Annotated in this window: 13 protein-coding genes; 12 read left to right on the plus strand and 1 reads right to left on the minus strand. The window is 38.7% G+C overall.

All coding sequences use genetic code 11. The annotated features are described in order from the left end of the window. The coding region (locus tag AC27IF_RS17160) for an alpha-amylase family protein (RefSeq protein ID WP_487055568.1) at positions 1-2,413 on the minus strand (2,413 nt) is incomplete at its 3' end. A 379-nt stretch (positions 2,414-2,792) separates the two neighbouring features. Between AC27IF_RS17160 and AC27IF_RS17165 the strand changes: the two genes are divergently transcribed. From AC27IF_RS17165 to AC27IF_RS17220, 12 genes are all read left to right on the plus strand, one after another. Then, complete coding sequence (locus tag AC27IF_RS17165) at positions 2,793-4,310, plus strand: sulfatase-like hydrolase/transferase (protein WP_487055569.1); 1,518 nt, start codon at positions 2,793-2,795, stop codon at positions 4,308-4,310. A 32-nt stretch (positions 4,311-4,342) separates the two neighbouring features. Next, positions 4,343-5,797 carry a sulfatase-like hydrolase/transferase gene (locus AC27IF_RS17170; RefSeq protein WP_487055570.1) on the plus strand — a complete coding sequence of 485 codons (1,455 nt, stop codon included), beginning with the start codon at positions 4,343-4,345 and terminating at the stop codon, positions 5,795-5,797. A gap of 540 nt (positions 5,798-6,337) precedes the next feature. Further along, positions 6,338-7,489: a mandelate racemase/muconate lactonizing enzyme family protein gene (locus AC27IF_RS17175; RefSeq protein ID WP_487055571.1), complete on the plus strand. Its 1,152-nt coding sequence runs from the start codon at positions 6,338-6,340 to the stop codon at positions 7,487-7,489. Further along, entirely contained in the window at positions 7,486-8,919 is a 1,434-nt protein-coding gene (locus AC27IF_RS17180; protein WP_487055572.1) for an aldehyde dehydrogenase family protein, read from the plus strand. Before AC27IF_RS17175 ends, AC27IF_RS17180 begins: the two co-directional genes overlap by 4 nt. Positions 8,920-8,929: 10 nt before the next feature. Then, positions 8,930-10,354 (plus strand): sulfatase, encoded by a 1,425-nt coding sequence (locus tag AC27IF_RS17185; protein ID WP_487055573.1) that lies wholly within the window; start codon positions 8,930-8,932, stop codon positions 10,352-10,354. Between the two features lie 94 nt (positions 10,355-10,448). Further along, a complete protein-coding gene (locus AC27IF_RS17190; protein ID WP_487055574.1) occupies positions 10,449-14,096 on the plus strand; it encodes a TonB-dependent receptor in 3,648 nt (1,215 codons plus the stop codon). 74 nt (positions 14,097-14,170) lie between these two features. Further along, positions 14,171-15,925: an Ig-like domain-containing protein gene (locus tag AC27IF_RS17195; protein WP_487055575.1), complete on the plus strand. Its 1,755-nt coding sequence runs from the start codon at positions 14,171-14,173 to the stop codon at positions 15,923-15,925. A gap of 73 nt (positions 15,926-15,998) precedes the next feature. Next, the gene (locus AC27IF_RS17200; RefSeq protein WP_487055576.1) at positions 15,999-17,393 is read left to right on the plus strand and encodes a family 16 glycosylhydrolase; all 1,395 of its coding nucleotides are present in this window, start codon (positions 15,999-16,001) and stop codon (positions 17,391-17,393) included. Between the two features lie 10 nt (positions 17,394-17,403). Then, the gene (locus tag AC27IF_RS17205) at positions 17,404-18,159 is read left to right on the plus strand and encodes a hypothetical protein (protein ID WP_487055577.1); all 756 of its coding nucleotides are present in this window, start codon (positions 17,404-17,406) and stop codon (positions 18,157-18,159) included. A 6-nt stretch (positions 18,160-18,165) separates the two neighbouring features. Then, positions 18,166-18,876: a DUF6445 family protein gene (locus tag AC27IF_RS17210; protein ID WP_487055578.1), complete on the plus strand. Its 711-nt coding sequence runs from the start codon at positions 18,166-18,168 to the stop codon at positions 18,874-18,876. Positions 18,877-18,973: 97 nt separating this feature from the next. Further along, on the plus strand, positions 18,974-21,763 hold the full coding sequence (locus tag AC27IF_RS17215; RefSeq protein ID WP_487055579.1) for an Ig-like domain-containing protein: 2,790 nt from the start codon (positions 18,974-18,976) through the stop codon (positions 21,761-21,763). Further along, positions 21,763-23,115 carry a family 16 glycosylhydrolase gene (locus AC27IF_RS17220; protein ID WP_487055580.1) on the plus strand — a complete coding sequence of 451 codons (1,353 nt, stop codon included), beginning with the start codon at positions 21,763-21,765 and terminating at the stop codon, positions 23,113-23,115. The genes AC27IF_RS17215 and AC27IF_RS17220 overlap by 1 nt, the downstream gene beginning before the upstream one ends. Positions 23,116-23,155 lie beyond the last annotated feature (40 nt).

Raw genomic sequence — 23,155 nt, forward strand, 5'->3', positions numbered from 1 at the left:
CTTCTGAAGCTAGTTCAAATTTGGAATCTAGACTATTGCTTGTCATTAAATCCTTAATAGTAAACGCTTGTTCGTTGCGTAGTTTCAGCGTTAATTTTGCCGTGTTATGCCCCATATTAAGAATATTAACTAAGTAACTGCCGTTTGCTTGTTTAACAGTGCGCCAAGTTGTGGTTTTATGGCTTGAGGAATTATCTTCACTTAACATGACATCCGACAAGCTACTTTCGTCAACCTCTGCAAGTGCTGCTTGCTTTATCTGAGTGATATCATCTGTTTCAAGTACAATGAGTTTTCCTTTGCTCGCAACTAGTTTTTCAGCACGTTTTTGACCATATTCATTAAGTGATAAACTCTTTTCTGAATCTAAAATAATAGTGCCACCATTACTGAGATAAGTTTGTAAACTAGCAAATTCTGAGTCGGTAACATATTGATTACGATAAACAACGATGCTATCCCACAAATCATTGTTTTGTTTTTCAATAATATTTTTAGTCACAAACCCTAATGGAAAACCTTCGAAGAATAACTCTTCATAAAGTTTGTAACCTTTACTCATGTAATCGTTAATATTTATCGCAGTAGTTTCAGAGTAGAATATACGTAATGGGCGGCGTTGTTCACGTAGCTCAATGATTTCTTCTGAGAAAGTATTTAAGTCAAACATCACTTGAGTGACTTCGTTGGTAACATGCGGTTGCATGTTATTAGAGCCAGCGTAAGCACCACCTAAACCGGGATCAAAGAAATCTAAGTCACCTTCAAGGCGATCTTCTGGTGAGCCGTCAGGGTCTCTAGCCCAGAACCATCCCATGTTAGCATCCATTCCTAATAAGGTCGCTAACCAGTAAACACTACGAATATAACTGGTACGGGTATCTAAATCACGCCATTGACCTGAAGATAAGAAATGAGATTCTGAATTAATATTGATTTTATTTGGTGCGACAGATTCCATAAAATCATGAAACATTGCTACGCTTCCCCAGTCATAGCTGTATTTTTCAAGCCATTTTGAAGATTTACCCGGTCGAATATTTTTACTACCAAAAGATTTGGCATCGTGACCTACCATGGTCGTTAATTCGGCTAATGCTTCAGTATCAATACCTCCTGAACGTTCGTCATACATAAACATACGTGGCATTACTTTTACGTGAGTGTCGGCATCTGGGTTGATGGCATGTAATTCATCTTGCATAAACTTGAACCACTCAGTGCCACGATCCATATTGTAGCGCATCCAGTCAAACCATATAGGCTCACCTCTATGAACAGTGTCTAAAGGGATCTCAATTTCAATATTGGCAAAGCCCTCGTATGTTGTGTTCCAATTGGCATTTAAACGGGCGATATCGTTATCGTACTTTTTATCTAACCAAGTACGAAATTTATTTAGTGTGTAGTAAGAAATAGAATTCATTTCTTTAAATTGGTGTGTCCAGTGACCCTTTTCTGAATACCAGTGCGGCTCATTGGCTAATACAAAGCCTAATTCAGTTACTTTTTTATCTTTAGTTAAACGTGCAGTTTCCCTAATTACTTTACTCCAAACGTCACGTGCTAATGGGTTATCAACATCGAAGCCGGTAAATAACGAACGTCCTTTGCGAACTTCAGGCTCTAATTTTTCGACCCATTCAGGGATACCCATGATCCAATACACTAAAAAGCCAATATTAGTATCAGGAATACTGGTTAGGTTTTCCATTAAATCTTGGTCAAAAGTACCATCTTCTTTCAAAAGGAAGGAGTTAATCGCTCTGTCATGATCTACTTCGTATAAGTTTTCGCCTCCGTGATATAAGGCACCTAAATGATCATTATAAACATCGGTATTCGTCAGTGGCTGTCCAACGGTTTTAGAAAAGTAGTCATAAGGAAAAATAGGCTTACCATTGCTAATAAACATATTATCGCCAGCTTTTGTTCCTTGCCAGTCTACTTTATTCACAGGGCGTCGCTTGATTTCACCACTCAGCTCTTGAGCTAAGGTATCTATACCTTTATCAAGTATTTGGATGACTTTTCTACGTTCAAAATTAGGTAACTCTGCGGCAAGTTTTTCCTTGTCCGCTGCATAGTATCGTTCGTAACCAAACGCCATTTCTATGGTTTCTGGGTTAGCCTCATCCCAATTGGCAAATTTTAAAAACTCTTCTGAGAACCACACTAAGGTTTCTTCACGTGTGACATCAATATTGTTTTGTCGGGCTTCATCCATCATACGGTTCAGTGTGATTAACTTACTTCGAGCTTCTTGTTCTAAAGGACTTATTTCAATTTTATGTGAGCGAGTTGATTCAGTCGCTTTATGTGAAGAATTAAGCTGAGTTTCACTTTGCTGATTACATGCTGTTGTTAGCAATAATGCAGATGTAATAGTGACTGCTAAAAGTTTTTTTTTCATATTCTTATCCGATTTTAGTACTGCACTTAGGTAAGCAGTATATTGAGTTATTGTTCTAGACTGTACCATTAATATACTATAACATAGGACAAAGTCAAACATCATATGTTTGTGTTGTGTGCTATTTTGAATCATGCTTGCTCTGATATTTTTAACATATCAAATATTAATAACTGTATTCGTGTTGTGACGAGCCGAGCTGTATATCAGTAGTTATTAGAATAATTTGTTTTCAATATCTTTTATAGGCTATCAAATTGTAAGTGAATTACTGTTCACTACTTATTTGAGTCAGGTTCAAAATTTACCTAAATGCAGAAGTAATACCTTGATTAGAACGGTTACTTACTCTTGATTTTAATTAACTAGGATGGTGGAAATGTTTAATAAAGTAAAAATTTCGTTATCGGCATTATGTGTTATCAGCGTCATGATGTTGGGGCTTGGTGATGTTGTAGCTTCACCTAAAAGTAAAAAGCCTAATGTACTGGTGTTGATGTTCGATGATATGCGCTTTGATACCTTTTCATATCGCGGCGGTCCAGTTCATACACCGAATATTGATCAGTTAGCTGCAGAGTCAACACAGTTTGCCCATGCTATGACGACAACAGGGTTATGTTCACCTTCACGCGCCGCTTTATATACTGGTCGCTGGGGACATAAAAATGGTTTAGATGATAATGTTGAACTTTACCATACGCGTCTAGCTGAATTAGATCCTAAGGAAGGTGGCTTGCTGCAACGTGCCTCTGATGCCGGCTATTTAGTTGGCCATGTTGGTAAGTGGCATTTAGGTGCGAGAGGGACTGAAATGCGCGGTGCGGAAATAGATCTTGTTCATGGTCATGAGCCCCGTAAACGTTTTAGCCGTGTTTACACTCCTTATTCTAAAGTGCCTCAAGTTAAAAGTTACTATCAAGGTAAATTAGATAAAAATAATGAAAAGCACGAGTATTACCTCACACTCGAAGGGAGTTATGAAGATACCAACGCTTATAAAAAACTACTTGCGGGACAAAAAATGCTGAAGCAGGCCGCTCGTGACGACAGACCATTTTTTGGTGTGGTGAGTTTTAATCAGCCACACCCTGCTTATCGAGTTCCTGAGCCCTATGCCAGTATGTATGACCCTAAAACTGTGAAACTGCCAGATAATCATTTAGCTAAACGCGAAAATAAACCACTGGCACAAGATGGTGTTTGGTGGCCATGGCATGATGTTGGTCACATGAGTGATATGGATTGGCGTAAATCACGCACTTATTATTATGGCGCTATTGCCATGGTAGATCGTATCGTTGGCGAGCTATTACAAACAGCAAAAGATGAAGGCATGTATGACGATCTTCATATTGTGTTGTTGGGCGATCAAGGAAGCATGTTAGGTGAGCACGCTTTATATGATAAAGGTCCTTATGCGTATGATGAGTTAATGCGTATGCCCTTATTGATTAAAAACCCAAGCCTAAAACCGAAAGTAATTAATCGTCAGGTATCACTCATTGATGTGACCCCAACGCTTGCTGAGCTGATGAGTTTAGCACCTGACGGTGATGTTGATGGCCATAGTTTACATCAACTAATGGTGCAGGGAGATGAGGCAGAAGCAGGGCAGTTAGATTTATCTCTATATGCTTACGAATGGTATAACGGCTCGTGGTTTGGTATTAGAGCAGTGCGAACACCTGAATTTAAGTTTGTTTGGAACCCGGGGGATAACCGCGATGAGTTTTATGATCTGAAAAAAGACCCTGGCGAAATCACCAATCTTATTAAATCGCCTGACTATATAAAACAGCGCGCAACTATGGTGAAGCTGTTAAAAGCAGAGCTAAAACGAGTGGCAGATCCTTCACTTAAGATGTTAGAGCATCACGCCAAAGCCTATTTATAAACTATCCCTATTAATAAGGACGAGTTGAAAACATGTTTACTACAAAAAAATTATTAACAAGCTTAATGTTATTTGCTTTGTTATCTCAATCATCTTTCGCAGCTAACCAAGCTAGTCGACCTAACATTTTGGTGATTTTAACGGATGATATGGGATATGCCGATGTTGGTTTTAATGGCTCAAAAGATATTAAAACACCCAACCTTGATGCACTTGCAGCACAGGGCACTACATTTAGCTCTGCGTATAACGCACACCCATTTTGTGGGCCAAGTCGTGCGGGTATCATGACAGGACGTTATCCTCACCTTATAGGCTCTCAGTTTAATTTACCTCGGGTAAGTCGCTCTGGTGGTTTAGGAATATCAACAAGTGAAACCTATATCAGTAAAGTCTTGCAAGAGGCGGGGTACTTTACTGGTGCAGTGGGAAAATGGCATCTGGGTGAAGAAGCGCAGTATCATCCTAATAGTCGAGGCTTTGATGAATTCTATGGTTTTTTAAATGGTGGTCATGATTACTTTCCTGAGCAATTTAAACCAGCTTATGAAAAGCAAAGGAAGAGGGGGTTAAACCATGCGATTTTTCAGTACTTAAGCCCGTTAGAGCATAATGGTAAACAAGTTGATGAGAAAGAATATATAACCGATGGACTTTCACGTGAAGCGGTGAAATTTTTAGAAAAATCAGCCCAGGATAAAGCACAGCCATTTTTTTTATATCTTGCTTATAATGCGCCCCATTCTCCCATGCAAGCTAAAGAGGAAGATATGGCGCAGTTTCCAACGATAAAAGATGAAAAGCGCAAAGTCTACGCTGGCATGGTATATGCGGTTGATCGCGGTGTTAAAAAAGTGGTGGAAAGTTTAAAAGCAACAGGGCAGTTTGATAACACTTTAATTGTCTTTTTAAGTGATAACGGCGGAAAACCAAAATTGGGAGCGAGCAATGCGCCACTTAGAGGAAAAAAGGGTGATGTGTTAGAAGGTGGTTTTCGTACACCAATGTTCTTTCACTGGCCAAAACAAATCCCCAAAGGGCAACACTTTAAGCACCCCGTAAGTACTTTAGATTTTTACCCAACTTTCGCTCGTTTAGCCAAAGCAAGTATTCCCCCTGATAAAAAGCTTGATGGTAAAGATCTGCTTAGCCATATTCAAAATAATACTAGTCCAAGGCCCACAGAAATGATTTATGCTATGCGGCACCGCAATGGGTTTTCTGAGGTATCAGCAAGAAGGGATAACTATAAAGCAGTAAAGTATGGCAAAAAATGGCAGTTGTTTGATGTAGAGAAAGATATGTCAGAAACAAATGACTTAAGTGCTAAATATCCTAATATATTAAGAGAAATGATCGCGGAAATGGAAGTATGGAGTTGGTCACATTCACAACCTCAGTGGTTTCATATTCATAAAGAAGGCACTCTATGGCGTGAAAAGGCTATGCCTAGATTTCATGAAACTTTTTCAGACCAATCAGAGTAACTTACTTTACCTGCATAGCTATTAATGATTAATGGCTTTTTCACTGCTAGCATTGCTCTATTGTCATTCTTTTAGAAAATAGAGCAATGCGATACATTTGTGTATTCAATAACTTTTGATGTTTTTATAACAAACTTTCACTGCAAAGTTTGACAACCCAGCTGTAGTCTTATTTTCAACAACAGGTATTTAAAAAATATTTAATGCTGCAATTCACTTTGAATTTAAAACAAAAACTTAATTAATTTCCGATTATTTTTATCTTTCCCCTTGCGCAAACCAGAAATACTTACCGCCTAAAAACCATTTTAAATATATCTGTTTAATTTATACCCTTAAATATCAGTAGCTTAATTAAGTCTTATTCGATATTGCTCCTAGACTAGCTAAAAAATCAGTCATTTTTGTTGTAAATGCAAACATCATATGTTTAACTAATTAGTATCAATCGAATGATGTGTTTTGTTGTTTAGATATTTCTTGTTTAGAGAAGTCCGATTGAATTTTGAGAGTGTTCCCCTTAATTAGGTTAAATAGAAAATGAAACTTGTTTGTATTAAAACTCATCATATTAATTGTCAGCTAGACCAACCTTTTGGTTTTTCTCAATGGTCTTATGGGCAACGAAATGTCTTATTAGTTGAAATTATTGCCGAAGACGGCACTGTGGGCTGGGGAGAGTGTTATGGACCAGCCGATGTTATTCAAAGTGCAGTAGAAAAATTTTACGCGCCACGCATTTTAGCCATGAATGCCTATTCAACTGATCAAATTTGGCATCATATGTGGCGTTCATCATTAGACTTTGCTCGCTCAGGTATCATGATGGCGGCAATGTCTGGTATCGATATGGCATTGTGGGATCTTAAAGGTAAATTATTAAATCAAAGTGTTAGTCAATTAATGGGAGGCGCTTGTCGAGATACAGTCCCATGTTATGCCACCGGGATGTACTTCAAAGATTTACCTGAAAACATGTTACTTAAAACCTTAGTAGAAGAAGCGATTGTTTATGCTGAGCAAGGTTTTAAAGCCATGAAAATTAAAGTGGGTAAAAACCCTGACTTTGATGAAAAATTGATTGTTGCCATGCGTAAAGCCTTACCGGAAACCATTTTAGCGGCTGATTCAAACCATGCTTATGATTTACCTGAGGCTATACGTATTGCCAAGCTTCTTGATGAAAATAACTATATCTGGTTTGAAGAGCCGTTATCTCCTGAGCATCCTGAATTATTTAGGCAGCTGCAAGATAAATGCAACCTTGCTATTGCGACTGGCGAATGTGAGCAAACACGTTTCGGTTTCAAAAAACTCATTGCACAAGGCGGCGTGCAATTAATACAAGCGGATCTTGCTTATTGTGGCGGTCCAAGTGAAGCACTGAAGATTCGAACGCTAGCATCAGCCAATGGCATAAATATGATCCCGCATGTGTGGGGAACGCAACTAAACTTAGCAGCAGCGACGCACTTTTTGGCAACCGCTTATTCAGAGCCAGGAAGAGCCGAGTCAAAGCCTTTATATCTTGAATATGATAGAACAGAGAACCCATTACGAGATGAATTGTATAAAATAAATGTAGAAGTATCTGATGGAAATGCCATTGTACCCACAACACCGGGACTTGGTGTTGAGATTAACTTAGATGCATTATCACAATTTTCACTACATACGACGGAATCAAAATGAATAACATTCAATACAATATGCTAATAAACGGCCAGTTAACCAGTTCAAAAACAAGCTTTGAAGTGTTAAATCCAGCGACAGGTGAAGTTATTGCCAATGTGCCTGATATTGAACCAGAGCAAGTGATTGAAGCCTTAAATAGTGCTAATGAACAATTTGCCTCTTGGTCAAAAACGTCAATAACTGAACGTGAAACCTTGATACTGAAATATGCAGAGTTACTAGAATCACATAAAGATGAAATTGTTGATATTTTAATCAGTGAAACAGGCAAACCTCTTGATAATGCTGAGTATGATTTTGACATGCTTACTACATGTTTACGTTTCTTTATTGAAGAGATGAAGCGTGTAGAACAGCCGGTAATTACCGATCCAGATGGCCGCTTTCATCACTTTATAAAACGCCAATCCTTAGGCGTAGTTGTCGGATATCTAGCTTGGAATTTTCCGCTGTTAAATTTAGGTTATAAATTAGGGCCAGTATTAGCTTCTGGTTGTACGGCAGTGATCAAACCTTCACAAGTCACACCATTAGCAAGTCTTCGCTGCGCAGAGCTAGCACTTGAGGCTGGGTTTCCTGCCGGTGTAATCAATATTATCACCAGCAATAATTATGAGGTAACTAACCCTCTACTAACCAGCGACATTCCTGCAATGTTCACCATGATAGGCTCAACCAAGTCGGGTGTTAATGCCATGAAAACTGCTTGTACTAGCGTAAAGCACTTCTCTGTTGAGCTAGGGGGAAATGCCCCGGTGATTGTCTATGACGATGCTGAGATCAAACGAGCAGCTCACAATATTGTTGATTTGAAATACGGCAACAGCGGACAGGTGTGTGTGTCGCCAAACCGTTGTTTTGTGCATGAGTCGGTTTATCCACAATTTCTTAGTGAAGCTATTGAGCATGCAAAAGGAATTCGCTTAGGTGTAGGAAGAGAAGAAGGTCGCATTATGGGCCCTCTTATTACTGATAACGAACGTCAGAGAATTCAAGGTCTTATCGCAAAATCTATTTCACAAGGTGCGAGGTTATTACTCGGTGGAAATTCCCCAGAAGATAAATCTGGCTTCTACTTAGAGTCAACCATATTAGCCGATGTTGCCCCGCACATGGCGATAGCCAGTAATGAAATATTTGGCCCAGTATTAGCTGTTATCCCATTTTCAGATAGTGATGATGTCATTGCCATGGCGAATGATTGTGAATTTGGTTTAGCTGCTTATGTTTACACTGAAAATTTAAAGCGCGCTTTACAAGCGGCGGATCAAATTCAAGCGGGTAGTGTTTGTATTAATGAAGTTCACTACGGGATCCACTTACCTCATGGTGGCTTAAAGCAAAGTGGAGTAGGGAAAGATTGTTCTAAATATAGTTTGTCAGAATATTTATCTAATAAACGTGTATCTGTTTTGGTTAATGATTAAAGGTTTTTCAATGAATAAGTTTTTATACAGTTATTTTTTATGTTTTGTTACTTGCTGTGCTATGCCTGTATTAGCGAGTACAGACAAGGATAAACAAGCGCCGAATATTGTGTTGTTATTTTCTGATGATGCCGGATATGCCGATTTTGGCTTTCATGGTAGCAAAATTATGAAAACCCCTCATTTAGATGCTCTAGCTAAGCAAGGGATGATTTTTAAACAAGCGTATGTAACGGATCCAACTTGTGGCCCTTCACGTGCCGGTTTAATGACAGGGAAATATCAACAGCGCTTTGGTTTTGAAGAAAATAATGTTCCAGGCTTTATGAGTACCAACTCCATTGTTGATCAAAATGAAATGGGTGTACCAGTAAACGAAAAAACAATGGGTCAGTATTTAAAAGATCAAGGCTATGCGACAGCTTTTTATGGCAAGTGGCATTTAGGTGGGGCTGATAAGTTTCACCCAACCAAGCGTGGCTTTGATGAGTTTTATGGTTTTAGAGGCGGCGCAAGAAGTTATTTTCCTTACTCAGAAATACCAGCTAGTCACTTAGATTTAAATGAACGCGGTTTTGGTAATTTTGAAGAGCATGAAGGTTATTATACTGACGTACTCGCCAATGAAGCCATGAGCTTTATTGAGAAAAATGTCAAAAAACAAACACCTTTCTTCGCCTTTTTATCATTCAATGCTGTACATACACCAATGGATGCAACACCAGAAGATTTAGCGCAATTTCCAAATCTAAGCGGTAACTTAAAAACTTTAGCGGCAATGACATTAGCGTTAGATAGAGCCTCTGGCCAAATTATGGACAAGTTAAAGCAGCTAGGCATTGATGATAATACCATTGTTATTTTTACCAATGATAACGGCGGTCCAAGTGATAAAAATGCTTCAAGTAATGCACCTTTTAGTGGCACTAAATCTAACCACTTAGAAGGTGGGATTAGAGTACCATTTTTAATGAAGTGGCCAGAAAAAATAGCTGCCAACTCTACTTTTGACAAACCTATTAGTTTATTTGACCTATTACCAACGCTCTATGTTGCAGCAGGCGGTAACAACAAGAATTTAATCGATGTTGATGGGGTAGATCTAATGCCTTATATCCAACAAAAAAACACCACTGAGCCGCATGAATTTTTATATTGGAAAAAAGATACGCGGGCTGCTATTCGCAGTGGTGATTGGAAACTAATTCGTTTTCCTGATAGGCCAGCAGAGCTCTATAACATTCCTGCAGATATTAGAGAAACCAATAATTTGGCTAGTGAACATCCAGAGAAAGTAAAAAAGCTGTTTAAACAGTTGTTTACATGGGAATCAACACTTGAGCGACCTCGGTGGTTATTAAAACGAAAATTCGAGAATTACGATATCAACCGTATGGATGAATATTGGCGAGTCGATTTAGAAAAGAAAAACTAGGTAAAGCACTAATTGTTAGTGTTTAAAAAAAAAATAGATATTTCGCGTTTAGCGGTAAAGATGTCTATAAAAACAAGAAAAACGGGGAGATTACATGAATACTCAGTTTAAATTGAAGGCGATTTCTGCTGCTGTAATGGCATCATTTATTGCTACTCCAATCTATGGTGCTGAAGCTGAACAGGTCAAGTCGACCGATGATGCGACAGCAGTAGAAGTTGTTGAGAGAAAACAACAACAGGAAGATATTGAAGTTATTGAAGTGACAGGCTTTAAAGGAAGTCTTCGCAAGTCAATGAATAACAAGCGATTTTCTGATACCGTTTCAGATTCTATTTTTGCAGAAGATGTTGGTAAATCTACCGATCAAAATATTGCCGATGCACTCTCAAGAGTAACAGGTATTTCTGTTCAGGAAGAAGGTGGTGAAGGTACGCGTATTTCTATTCGTGGTACAGGACCATCAATGAACCAAATTCAAATGAATGGTGTAGCATTAACCAGCGGTTTGTCTGGTGATCAAGGGGCTAACCCTACCTCAGATCAAAGTGTTGATTTATCTTCTTTTTCATCTGATATTTTATCGTCTATTGATGTGATAAAAACTTCATCTGCCGATCAAGATGAAGGCTCACTAGGTGCTACTGTCGTACTAAGAACCGTTAAACCTTTATCATTAAATGAACCTCGCCGCTCGATAAATGTTGAAGGTAGATACAATGAGTATTCAGGTGCAAATGATGGTCGTATTACCGGTAGCTTTTCTGATAAATTTTTAGATGACACTCTTGGTTTTGTTATTACTGCTACTAAAGATACCCAAACAACACGTCAAGATAGATTAAGTACTGATTGGACTGATGCTGCAATTCCAGTCGTTGATTTATTTGCAGATAGTGGTCGCACAGGTCATGATTTAGCTACAGGTAAATACATTCGGATTTTAGGCGAAGGTCAAACGACCGACGATCTTGTTAACTGGGATCCTGATACTCAAATTGCTCATGAAGGCCCTTTAAATGTATTAGCAAGAAACTACACGGGTATTTCTACATCAGCAAATCAACGTGATCGTGTTTCGATATCTGGCGGTTTAGAGTGGGCGCCCCTAGATAGCACTAATATACAGCTAGATATTACTCATACTAATCAAACCGTTGATACTGACTATCACAACATTCGTTTAAATTTTGCGCCGCTAACGGGGGTATCAGGTGCTGATCCTGTTGCTGATTGGAATGGCGTTAATTTAGACACACGCACTTTAGATAAATCATATAGTCGTAAATCAAGTGGTAATTTTCACCGTAGTCAAGGTGAACGTGATTTAGAAACCAATGTAGTTTCCTTGTCACTGGATCATGATTTTAGTGACGATTTCTCTATGAATGTAAATCTTGGTTATTCAAATACTGTTGATGAAACTATTGATCATGTTGGTTTGAATACTGCAACTTGGGGAACGATAGGAAATACAATATTAGAATCTGTTCCTTTAGATCAACTTGAACCAGTAGGATTAAACTGTACCGCAGGTGGTGGAAACTGTTCATATACCACTGGCACTGTAGCCAGTGTTTTTGACCCCTATGATGGTAGTGTGAATTCAGTAACTAGTGCTTTTAATCCGTTTGATTTAGAGGCAAATCATTTAGGTGCGTTGAATTTTCGTGATAATAAACAAGAAGATACAAACCAGTCGTTACATGTGAATTTTGATTGGGAAATACAGGAATACAATATCACCACTCTTGAGTTTGGCTTTAAGTATGCTAAACGAACTAAAGATGTTTATACACAAAATACCTCTGTAAACACAGGTACTGCCTTAATCGATAATTCAGACCCAGATACTAGTTATGCAACAGTGGGCATGGGCTCTATTAATTTAATCGATATGCTATCTGGTGAAGCTTTCCCGTACGATAATTTTGGTGAAGACTTAACTGGTGACAGAAGTAACAGCTTTTTTGGTGGCTGGCCAATGTTAGACTCTAATAAAGCGATTGCTGAATTCGTAGGTAGAGATCCAGGTACAGTGGGTACTGCAACTAATAATCTAGGCACTCGAGAAATTGAAACAGAAACTAACGCGGCATATATAAAAGTTGGTTTTGAGGGGGTTGATGGACGATTAACGGGTAACATTGGCTTACGTTATATTAAAGATTCCAATAAAGCTTCAGGTTATGGTGGCATCAATTATTACCGACCACCACATTTATTAGACCCTTATAACCTGTTGGTTGAACGTGGCTTAGGTACTATCGAAGGTCAACAGACATGTCCTGATGCTGTTATGGGACTCAATCCTGATACAGGCGGATCGGATACCCGTTGGGCACCACAAAATGAAGATCAGTTATCTGGCTGTTGGGACTGGGCTATTAGCCATGGTTATGACTTTTGGAAAGATGGTACTACTCCCTATGTTGATGGTCAGTGGGTTTTGCCGGGCGGTGTTGATACCAACCGTTTAGTCTTTGGTAATGCAAGCGATGGTTTCAATCTAATTGATTTACCTAATCAAATTATGGATGTTAATGGTAATTTAGTTGATTCCAGTGCGTTAACACATAGACAATTTGGCGCTGCAGGCGAGGTTTGGCCATATTTAGACAGATCAACCTCATTTGTTGGACCAAATGGTAATAATACAAACTCTTGGCAACGTGAAGCTCCTACAAGTGGTACAGCGAGTCATTCTCTACTTTTACCTAGTTTAAATGTAAATTACGCTCTGAATGAAGACATGATCGCACGTTTTGCCGTATCACAAACTATGACACGCCCTGGTTTTGATTCACTTAATCCACGTTTACAAATCGATGAGAATGTATGGGGGCCAACAGCTGAAGGCCAAGCCGGAAATGTAAATTTGAAACCGCTTAAATCTAATAACTTAGATATCTCATATGAATGGTACTTTAACGAATCAGGCATGATTTCAGCAGCATTATTTTATAAGCAAATGACTGACTTTCCTGAAACTGTTGTAACACCATATCATTATAAAGATGTGCGTAGTGATTATGAGTTAGAAGATGCAAACCTTCTACTTGATTATGATCCTAATCGTGTACCTGGTGATGCTGACGACTGTATGCCACATCGTTATGTTGGTGGTTTTGGTGCTAGTTCATGGCAGATTGAATGTCATACTGCACTTATTGCTATTGAAAAAAATGGTCAAGAAGCTGAAATACATGGTCTTGAACTTGGTTATACCCAGAACTATGACATGTTACCAGGGGTTTGGTCAGGTTTAGGTTTAAGTGTTAACTATACTTATCAATCATCAGAGAAAGATCCTGAGGAAATAGGTACTACGGGCCTGTTTACTCAACCACTTCCACAAGAACTAACTCCTGAGCATTCAGCTAATACTACGCTTTTTTATGAGAAATATGGCTTATCGTTACGTTTAGCTCATCGTTATTCTGGAGAACAACTTGTTGATGATGGTATTACTGGTGGCGCTATCTGGCAGGAATCAATTGGGTTTCTTGACTTTAGCTCTAGTTACCAAATCAATAAATATTTTGCGGTAACTTTCCAAGCAACCAACATCACTGATGAGGTTTATCGTAACTATTACACCGCTTACGATATTCAAAATGAAGATGGTGAAGTTGTTTATGACGAAGGTAATGTTTTTGACAACAATGTTACCAAAAGCCGTACCGCTGACGTGTATAAAAATGGCCGTCAGTATCGTGTAGGTATTCGTGGAACGTTTTAATTAAACGCTTTGGAATGAATTAAATGATTGATGGTTACCATCAATCAAATAATAAAAAAATTTGGAGATGTAAGATGAACAGCTTACTGAAAAAAACAACGATATTAGCCGCTATATCAGTGTCGTTAGCTGGTTGTGGCGATAGCGTAGAAGAAGGTTATGCCTACAATTTTAAGAATGAATTCCCGGTTGAGTACTCAACAACTACAATAAATGCAACTTATGGTGAAGTTTCAGGGATTCAACAAGTAAACTTATTAGAAGGCGCAATGGTTAATGGAGAGGCATTGACATTAGACAATTCAACGTCGCCTATCCATATTACCAACTTTAGTTTTGTTGCACGTAATGATGCTTTTACCACGCCACAAGCTGAAGGTATTGCAAACAATCAAGGTATTTCACCTTTCACTGTTGGCGACGATGGTGTAACGCTAGACATTGATACTGATGCCTATTGGGACGCTTTGAGAATGTGTGATGAAACCGATGAGCGTGGTGATTTTGATGAAGATGGTAATCCGATCGGTGATGGTACACGCGATTTTCCAACATCAATAACTTATGATATTGAATTTGTTGTAGATAATGGCTATCAATTAGCCCCTGGCATAGAGAGAACTTCTCGCATATTAGTGCTTACTATTAATGCTATCAGCGACCCTGTTGAAAGTGTGCAAGCATTCGATGTTGCAGTAGCTTCAGGTGATAGCACACCCATGTTATCTGCAACTTTGCCTACGTATGCCTGCAATAGTGATTTAACTTACGATATCGCCGATGAAACCGTAGCTAGTGTTGATACTGATGGCATGGTTACTGGTAATAATAAAGGTGAAACGACGATCACTGTGGCTAGTGAAGAAAACCCAGCACTAAGTACGACGGCCGCTATTAATGTGACAGCAGGATTTAATCTTGCCATCACTAATCAAGACTTTAATGACATTGGTGCACCATTGGGTACTAAACCAGTGCCTACGTGTTCTGCCATTGGGGTAACAGTCGAGCCGTCTATTGTCGCTGATGAGTTAACAGGTGATTACACTTATGACTGGACGTCTAGCCAAGTATTAGCCAATGAAGAATCTGACGGTGCTTTTGGTGCTACAGGACGATTCATTAATACATTAGCAACGGGTGAAACGGCTGAAGTCACTGTTGGTTATAATACAGGGTATACAGGTGCCACTAGCGCTGATGATATTCAAGCGCAAATGGTTACTTTAACAGCCGAAAGAAACTATGCATGTGACCCAGAGCCTAATGCCGATGGCGATGTGTGGTATGCATCTGATTTACTTTTAAACAGTGGTAACTGGGGTGGTAATGCTACTCATGTTGCAGGCGGTTTAGATGGTAATGCTTTGCAAATAACTTCAACAGATGACGGTGCCTTTTATGCCAATGTTACACAGCAACAATGGAATCAAGTATTTAACTTCCATGCGGCTACTTATGGTCGTGGTGATGCTTCTATCGGCAGAACCTTTAAGTTCTTTGTTTGGGCTAAGTTAGGTCAATTACCGACAGCAGAAGTTAAATTAGAGCACTCTTTAATTCCTTGGAATTGTGATGGTTGTGATGGTTTAGCTAACTTCCCTGCTCGTCATGATGCAGGTGTTGTAGGAACGGTTAGTGCCGTACTTAAACCGACCTTAGATTGGCAGTTAGTTGAATTGATTAATCCTCTAACAGGTACCAGTGAATGGTCAGTTCCGGCTCATTTTAATGTACCAACAGCACTATTTCAAACTTGGGATATGTACGGTTTTGCTAATGGCGATACCATCATGCTCGATAATTATTCAGTAGTTGAAGTTAAATAACTACCAAGTATTGGAAAGGCCATTCGATATGAGTGGCCTTTTGTTAATGATCAAAATAATTTGAGCCACGTTTATGAATATCATACCCCTAGTTACCGCTATTACGTTATTTTTCACTTCATATATATCTTATGCGCAAGGCGTTTTTCCTGCCTCCGATCCTGAAAATAAAGATGGTTGGTTGTTAAACCCTGACGTTAGTGATGAATTTAATAGTAAAAATTTAGATAGATCAAAATGGTACATCCAAGGTGAGAATCAAGAATTCTATTTATGGAAAGGCAGAGCGCCTTCTCAATTCGCCCCACATAATGTTTTATTAACAGATGGCTTGTTAAAAATACGCACTCAATGGCAGCCAGATTATGCTTTTGTTGGTAAACCACCACAAAGGCAAGAAATTAACGCGTATGAAAATATCACTACTGGCGCCATTATCAGTCATAACAATTTTCTATATGGCTATATGGAAGTTAGAGTGAAAATTCCTGATGCAGCGATGACAGGTGCTTTTTGGGGAACAGGTTATCAGCAAGAGCTAGATGTATTTGAGCTCATTGGTCGCGTTAAAACTGGTAGCAGAAAGCCGGAAACGACTTTCGTCACTTCTATTCATGATTGGCGTCCAAATCACCCAAAACAAAATAAAGTGTGGAAACACGGTCATAACATGCCAGGTAGAAGTACTGACAGTTTTTATACCTATGGCGTGGAGTGGCTAGCTGATGGCTTAAATATGTATTTTGAAGGTGAATTAGTACATCAAGTACGCCAAGAAGAAATGGGAGATGCTTGGGTATTAAATAACCCACTAGAATTGTGGTTCGACTCTGAAGTATTCCCTTGGCATGGTATTCCTAATAAATCTGAGTTACCTGTCGACTTTGAAATTGATTACGTTCGAGTGTGGCAAAAGCCTGATGATAACTTATTACAACCGGCATTTTTTGGTTTTGAAGGTCCATATATTAGCGAGATAGTTTATAAACCACAAACTCGCGGTAAATATGAACAACATTGGTGGATAGAGCCAAAATCGTTGAAGTACCTTAATCTGACCAAAGCGAGTGATGATCTTTTTTCAACTGGGAGAAAAAGCTTACATCTCTCAATTGATGGCAAGTTACCCGAAGCCAAGTTAAATCCTGACATTGTAGCATTTTCACCTGATGGCTCTGTGCAGTTACCTCAAGGTGATTATCGTTTATCTGTTGATGTTTTTATACCTAAGCACTCACAAATTAGCGTACTGAAAATTATTTTAGAGAACCCTTGGTTAGAAATTAAGCCTATCGATTTAACGGTTAAAGCAAAAGGTCGTTGGGTAAGTGTCTCGCAAACATTTACTAGAGGGGCAGCTTCAGCAAGTAATGATCGTATAAGAATTGTCTTTAACAATGATGATTTGTCTGCAGGTATTAACGAGCTAGCGTTAGATAATATAAAAATTTCAAAAATAAATAAATAAGGTAGAGAGTATGATTTCACTAATAACAATAAAAAAACTCAAATCATATGGGCAATATGCTCTTTTATTCATATCACTATTATTGTCTGCGAATACATTGGCAGAAGACGTTATTAATAGCTTTACTGCCACTGAAAACATTGGCATCAATGAGACTGTGAAAGTCTTTGCTGAACTGGAGGTCAAAAAAACGCGAGATTTACATGTCGCAGTACAAAATATGGATGACTGGAAAACAATCGAACGTACGATGAAACGCATTAAAAAGTCAGGGAAATACCATTTTGAACTGCCAATAGAAGATCTTGAGCCTGGAAAATATCGTATCGATACTTATTTAGCACCACGAGGCAAAAGCTGGAATGAGCGAATAGGGCAAACAAAACACGCAGAGTTTACGGTTGTTAAAGAAGATGTTTATGTTAAAGAAATAAGCTTTAGTGAAAGCGATAAAATTAACTCTGTTGATTGGCCAGAGGAAATTGTGGGTATTCAAGAAGCAAGATTAACCATTCAATATGACATTTCACAAGCAAGAGATTTACACATTAAATTGCTTGATAGTAATAATTGGCAAGAGTTTGGCACTTTAAAATATCCAGTGACAGAGCCGGGTAATCTGACCTTGCCTTTAAGTCATTTAACTGAAGACTTTCCACCAGGTAAATATGCTTGGGTAATTTACCTAACGCCTACAGGAATGATGAATGAAGTTAGCGATAAGTTTGGTAAACATTTCACTTTAATTGAAAGTATCGCTGAGTAAATCGAAATGTTTGAAATTAATTCTAACCTAAGTCATCAAGTCATATGGCTAGGTAATGAACAAACCCCTATCGTTATTGTTGACGATTTTATGTTGGATTACCAAGGTGCTATTGATGAAGCTGTAAAACTAAGTTATGCCAGTGATAAAGATAGTGTCGGTGCTTATTATCCTGGTATCAGAGCGTCAGTTGGTGCCGATTATGGCATGGCGCTTTTAAAGCAAATGGCTTCGATATTTTATCAGATATTTAGTGTTCCAAAAGCGCTGACTCTTTATCCTCAAAATGGTAGTTATTCGTTAATTACTAAGCCAGAGCATGAGATGGAGCTACTACAATGTATTCCACATTTTGATAATAACGAGACCTTCAGCTTTGCCATGTTGCATTATTTAAATGAGGGAGACTTTGGTGGCACTGGTTTTTACCGTCATATACCGACTGGTTTTGAGAATATAACATCAGGCAGGAAAAACGAATACTTACATGCTTGTCAACAATATATGAACAAACATGGTGAACCCAAACAGGGTTATTTTACTGAGTCAACAGAGCATTATCAATTGATTCATAAAGTTGACTATAAAGCAAACCGATTAGTTATTTATCCCGCGACACTTTTACACTCGGCCTTTATTGATAAGCCACAACGTGATATTTGCTCCGACCCTAAGATGGGCCGTCTTAGTGCTAATTTCTTTATTAAATTCAAATAACCAATTCAATAATTACAGTTAAAAACAAAAACAAAAACAAAAACAAAAACAAAAACAAAAACAAAAACAAAAACAAAAACAAAAAAGAAATATAAAAATGAAACTTACTTTACTAATTAAATTTGTGCTGGTTGCCGCGATATTTGTTACATCATCGCTTTATGCCGGCATCTATAGTGGTAACACAGACGAGGAAACATTTACGCAATTACAAGCCGATGTCATGGCAAAAAGTCAGCTATTAGACGGTAAAGTTGCTCAGGCGAAAGCCCTAGGTCTTAATGTCGATTATGCACAAGTGTCACAAGTAACCATTAAATTATTCAAAGACTCTTTTGCCCCTTGGGATAAAGCTAACAATGCTCAAGTTAAAGCTATGTATGATGCAGTTTATTTTAGTCAGTTTGACCCTGTGGGGCCAGAAGGATTACCTTTTGATGAACTTGCTGACAGTATTGAGGTAGCTGATGCTGCTATTATGCAATTACAACGGCAAATCGACGGAGAAATCGTCCTAGCTACGCCGCCTAATTTTAAAGAGGGGAAGGTGATACTTAATGGTAGTGATTATGAAATTAATGGTAAAAAAATTATCGCCGGTAAGTTTTTTTGGCAGCCAAACAATCCAGACATTAATGAAGCATTTGGTTATGGCGGGGAAGTCTATTATTCAGTACAAGACTTAGCAAATGAAAGCACATTAAATTCGTGGCGACATGGTAATTTTCTGAACAGTATTGCTGAGCAAAAACTTAGCTCTCGAAGCCCTATGCAGTTTTTTTGGGGGCATATTGTGCCTTCGTATAATTGGATAAGAGAAAAATATCCACAAGCTTTCGCTCAGGGATCACGTTTATTTACCGATTATGATATTGATAACCCTAATGTGAAAGACTGGTTCGAAACCTTGTTTGCAGAGCAATTATCTACCGGTATTGAAGTATTAGGCGATACAGAAAATGTTCATATGATTGCCAATGAACCTACTTTTGCTATTCGAGAAGACGGTGTTAATGCTCACCGTGGGGTATCCGATTATACCTTAGATAAATACACCTTATGGCTTGAAGAAAAATATCAAACCATAGGCCAGTTAAATGAAGAGTACAGCACAAGTTTTACTTCATTTTCACAAGTAAAAGAAACTTACACCATCCCTTTATCTTTGAGTTATCAAGGGACTGCACCTTGGTATGATTGGCATAAATTTAATATGGAGCGGGTGAATGATTGGTTTACTTATTTACATGATAGTGTCCACCGAGTCGATCCTAACGCAAAAACTCATATTAAAGTGATGGGAGAGCGTTCAATCATGACGCCTTATCAAGATGAGGGGTTAGATTTTGAAGCAATTGCTAAATTAGTCGATATGCCTGGCTCAGATAATCAAACTAGCTCATTAGCAGCACAGTGGGATTTACGTCATGAGCAAAACTGGCGAGAGCGTTATAGTCTTGAATGGCGCGCTCAAGCCATGATGTTAGATTTTAATAAATCAATTGTGCCAGATAAGCACTTTTATGACTCTGAATGGCATGGTTTATCAGGCGCAAGGTGGCGTGACTTTCATATGTCTGCAGCGTATGTTAGAAGCACCTTGTGGCATGGCGCCACACATGGTCTTGGCTCCTTAACTTCTTGGGTGTGGAACCGTAAACCTGATGGCTCAATAGACCCCCGTGCTGATTTTATCGGGACTAGCGTTACTCAACCTATTCAGCTAGATGCATACGGAAGAGCACTAAAAGAGTTAAATGCACATGGGAATAAAATAGCTGCTCTTATCCCTAAAGAGCGTCCATTTGTGTTGTATTACAATAAAGATGCCGCGATACAAGACCCAAGCTATACCCAAAGATTAGCCGATGTCTATGAGGCGCTTAAACTGCAAGATGTAGCGATAGGCTTCACTACCCCGAGTGAGTTAAATAAAGTCAACAAAGCCACACAAACGTTAGTTATTTCACCGACCCAATTTATTTCAGATGAAGACTTAGCATCACTTAATCAGTTTTCTAGTTCGGGTGGAAGTGTTGTGATGTTTAACAGCGCGAATAACTTTACTAAAAATGAGTTAGGGGCTGCTAGGGCGCTTAATTCAAGTTTGAGTTTAATAAGCTCTTTAGTCTATTCAGACATACTCTCAATGGCGGATGATTTAGCCATAGCTCTGGCTGAGCGAAAACCGGTACAAACAATTTTAGTTGAATCTAAAAACGAACAAAACCGCACAGCTTATGGCGTGTTTTCCTCTCAATATAATGACGAAACTGGGCGAACGATTGTGTCATTAATCAATACTAGGCAAGACACTGTAAAGGTCAGTTTAACTACTCGTGCTGGCAGTCCCACCAGTGTTTTAAATGTCATAACGGGAGAAGAGGCCACCGCTTTAGTTTCTATGTTACCAATGGATGTTTTACTGCTATCAATTGATAGCGAAAATGTTGAGGATACCGTCATTGATATTACCAATATTGATTTGTCCAGTGCTGAGCTTGGGTTGACAAAGGGAGAAATCAAAACACTTAGCGCGATAATAACCCCAAACAATGCCAGCAATAGAACGTTACTTTGGTCATCTGATAATGAAAGCGTCGCCACCGTTGATACGAGTGGGAAGGTGACGGCTATCAATGAAGGTACGGCTAATATTCAGGTAAGTAATTCTCAGGGCTTAGTATCAGCAAACACAGTATTGACAGTAACTAATGTTGATATACCAGAGCAAAGTGAAGGCCAAGAACAGGCAAAAACTAGTGGCGGCGGAGCGGCTATTTATCTGCTGATATTTGTGTTGGTAAGTGTGCTCTATCGTCATAAAACAAAGATTATTAAAAATATGAATCAATCAATCTCATTCCAAAAAGGTTTATTAAGTTAATGGATAAAATCAGACTCTTTAGCGTCATTTTTGCTGTTACCTATAGCATTCCTACGTTTGCGGATAGACCATTAAGTACAGAAGAAGGCCAAGTTAGATGGAAATTAAAAGGTAATCGCTCTGATAACTTTGAGCAAAACAAACTTGATGAACGCAAGTGGGATAATGCCCCTAAACAACTAAATGTTGGGGCGTGGACGTTTTCGGATAATAATGCCTTTGTTGCCGACGGTAAGTTAAACATTAAGGCAACACAAGAAACCCACACTCGTCCTTTTACCGATGTTTGCTTAAAAGGAAAAACGGTTGATAGAGAGCTGTATTACAAGTCTGGCGCAGTACAAACTAAAGCAAAAGGTGTGTACGGTTACTATGAGGCAAGAATGAAAGGAGTAAAGCTATTTCCTGGTCTTAGCCCTGCTTTTTGGCTTTATAGTACAGGGCATCCGTATGCTGACAGAGGTGTTGCTGGCTCTGTTGATTATAGTGAAATAGATATAGTTGAGCTGCAACAAGCTGATTGGCACGGTCCAAAATTTGATGATGCTGATGGTATTTATGTGATGGATCATAATCTCCACACTAGGATTGTTGGGGAAAATGGTAAAACCTTCTGGCGACGACCTAAAGCATTTCCACAAGAGCAGTTAATCCGTTATGAGGCATCCTTTGATCCTTCTGCTGGTTTTCATACTTACGCTGTTGAGAACAGGAAAGATAAAATATTTTGGTATGTTGACGGTAAACTCATTGGCTCTAAAGAAAACTTATATTGGCACAGGCCTATGCATGTGATTTTTTCAATGGGCTTAAGAAGGCAGTTTATAAAATTCAATGCTAAGTGTCAGCGAGCAGATCCAAACCCTGCCAATATCACTGCAAAGGGCTTTCCTGAAAATGCCACTATGCAAATTGACTATGTGAAAGTATGGCATGCTGAGCCCTCAGTATGGCTTGAAAGTAGCGATGTTCAATTAACAAAGGTGATTGGTAACACTAATGCTGGAATCGGTAGCGATAACCTTGATATCACTGTTCATTATCATGGTGGTAGTAATAATTATGTGGTTTTAGATAATCAACAAGGGCTGACGCTGAAGATTATTGAAAAAAATCAATTAGGTTATGTTCGAACGCTTAAAACGGTTACAGATGTTAGTGTTGTTGAAGATGAAAATAAATATGGTGGTCAAGTGAGCTTTAGTCTTGATATATCTGATCTGCCAGCAAGTAATTCGTTAGAGAATGGCCATTATTATTCCTTAGTACCATCATTTAAATCATCAAATGGTAAAAAAATTTACGGCCAAGTTGATGGTGATAAAGCTAGATTAACCATTGTAGAACAATAGATTAGCACTTCTTAATTACAGACTAATAATACAGGCTTTT

The sequence above is a fragment of the Colwellia sp. KS18-150 genome, from assembly GCF_057551365.1.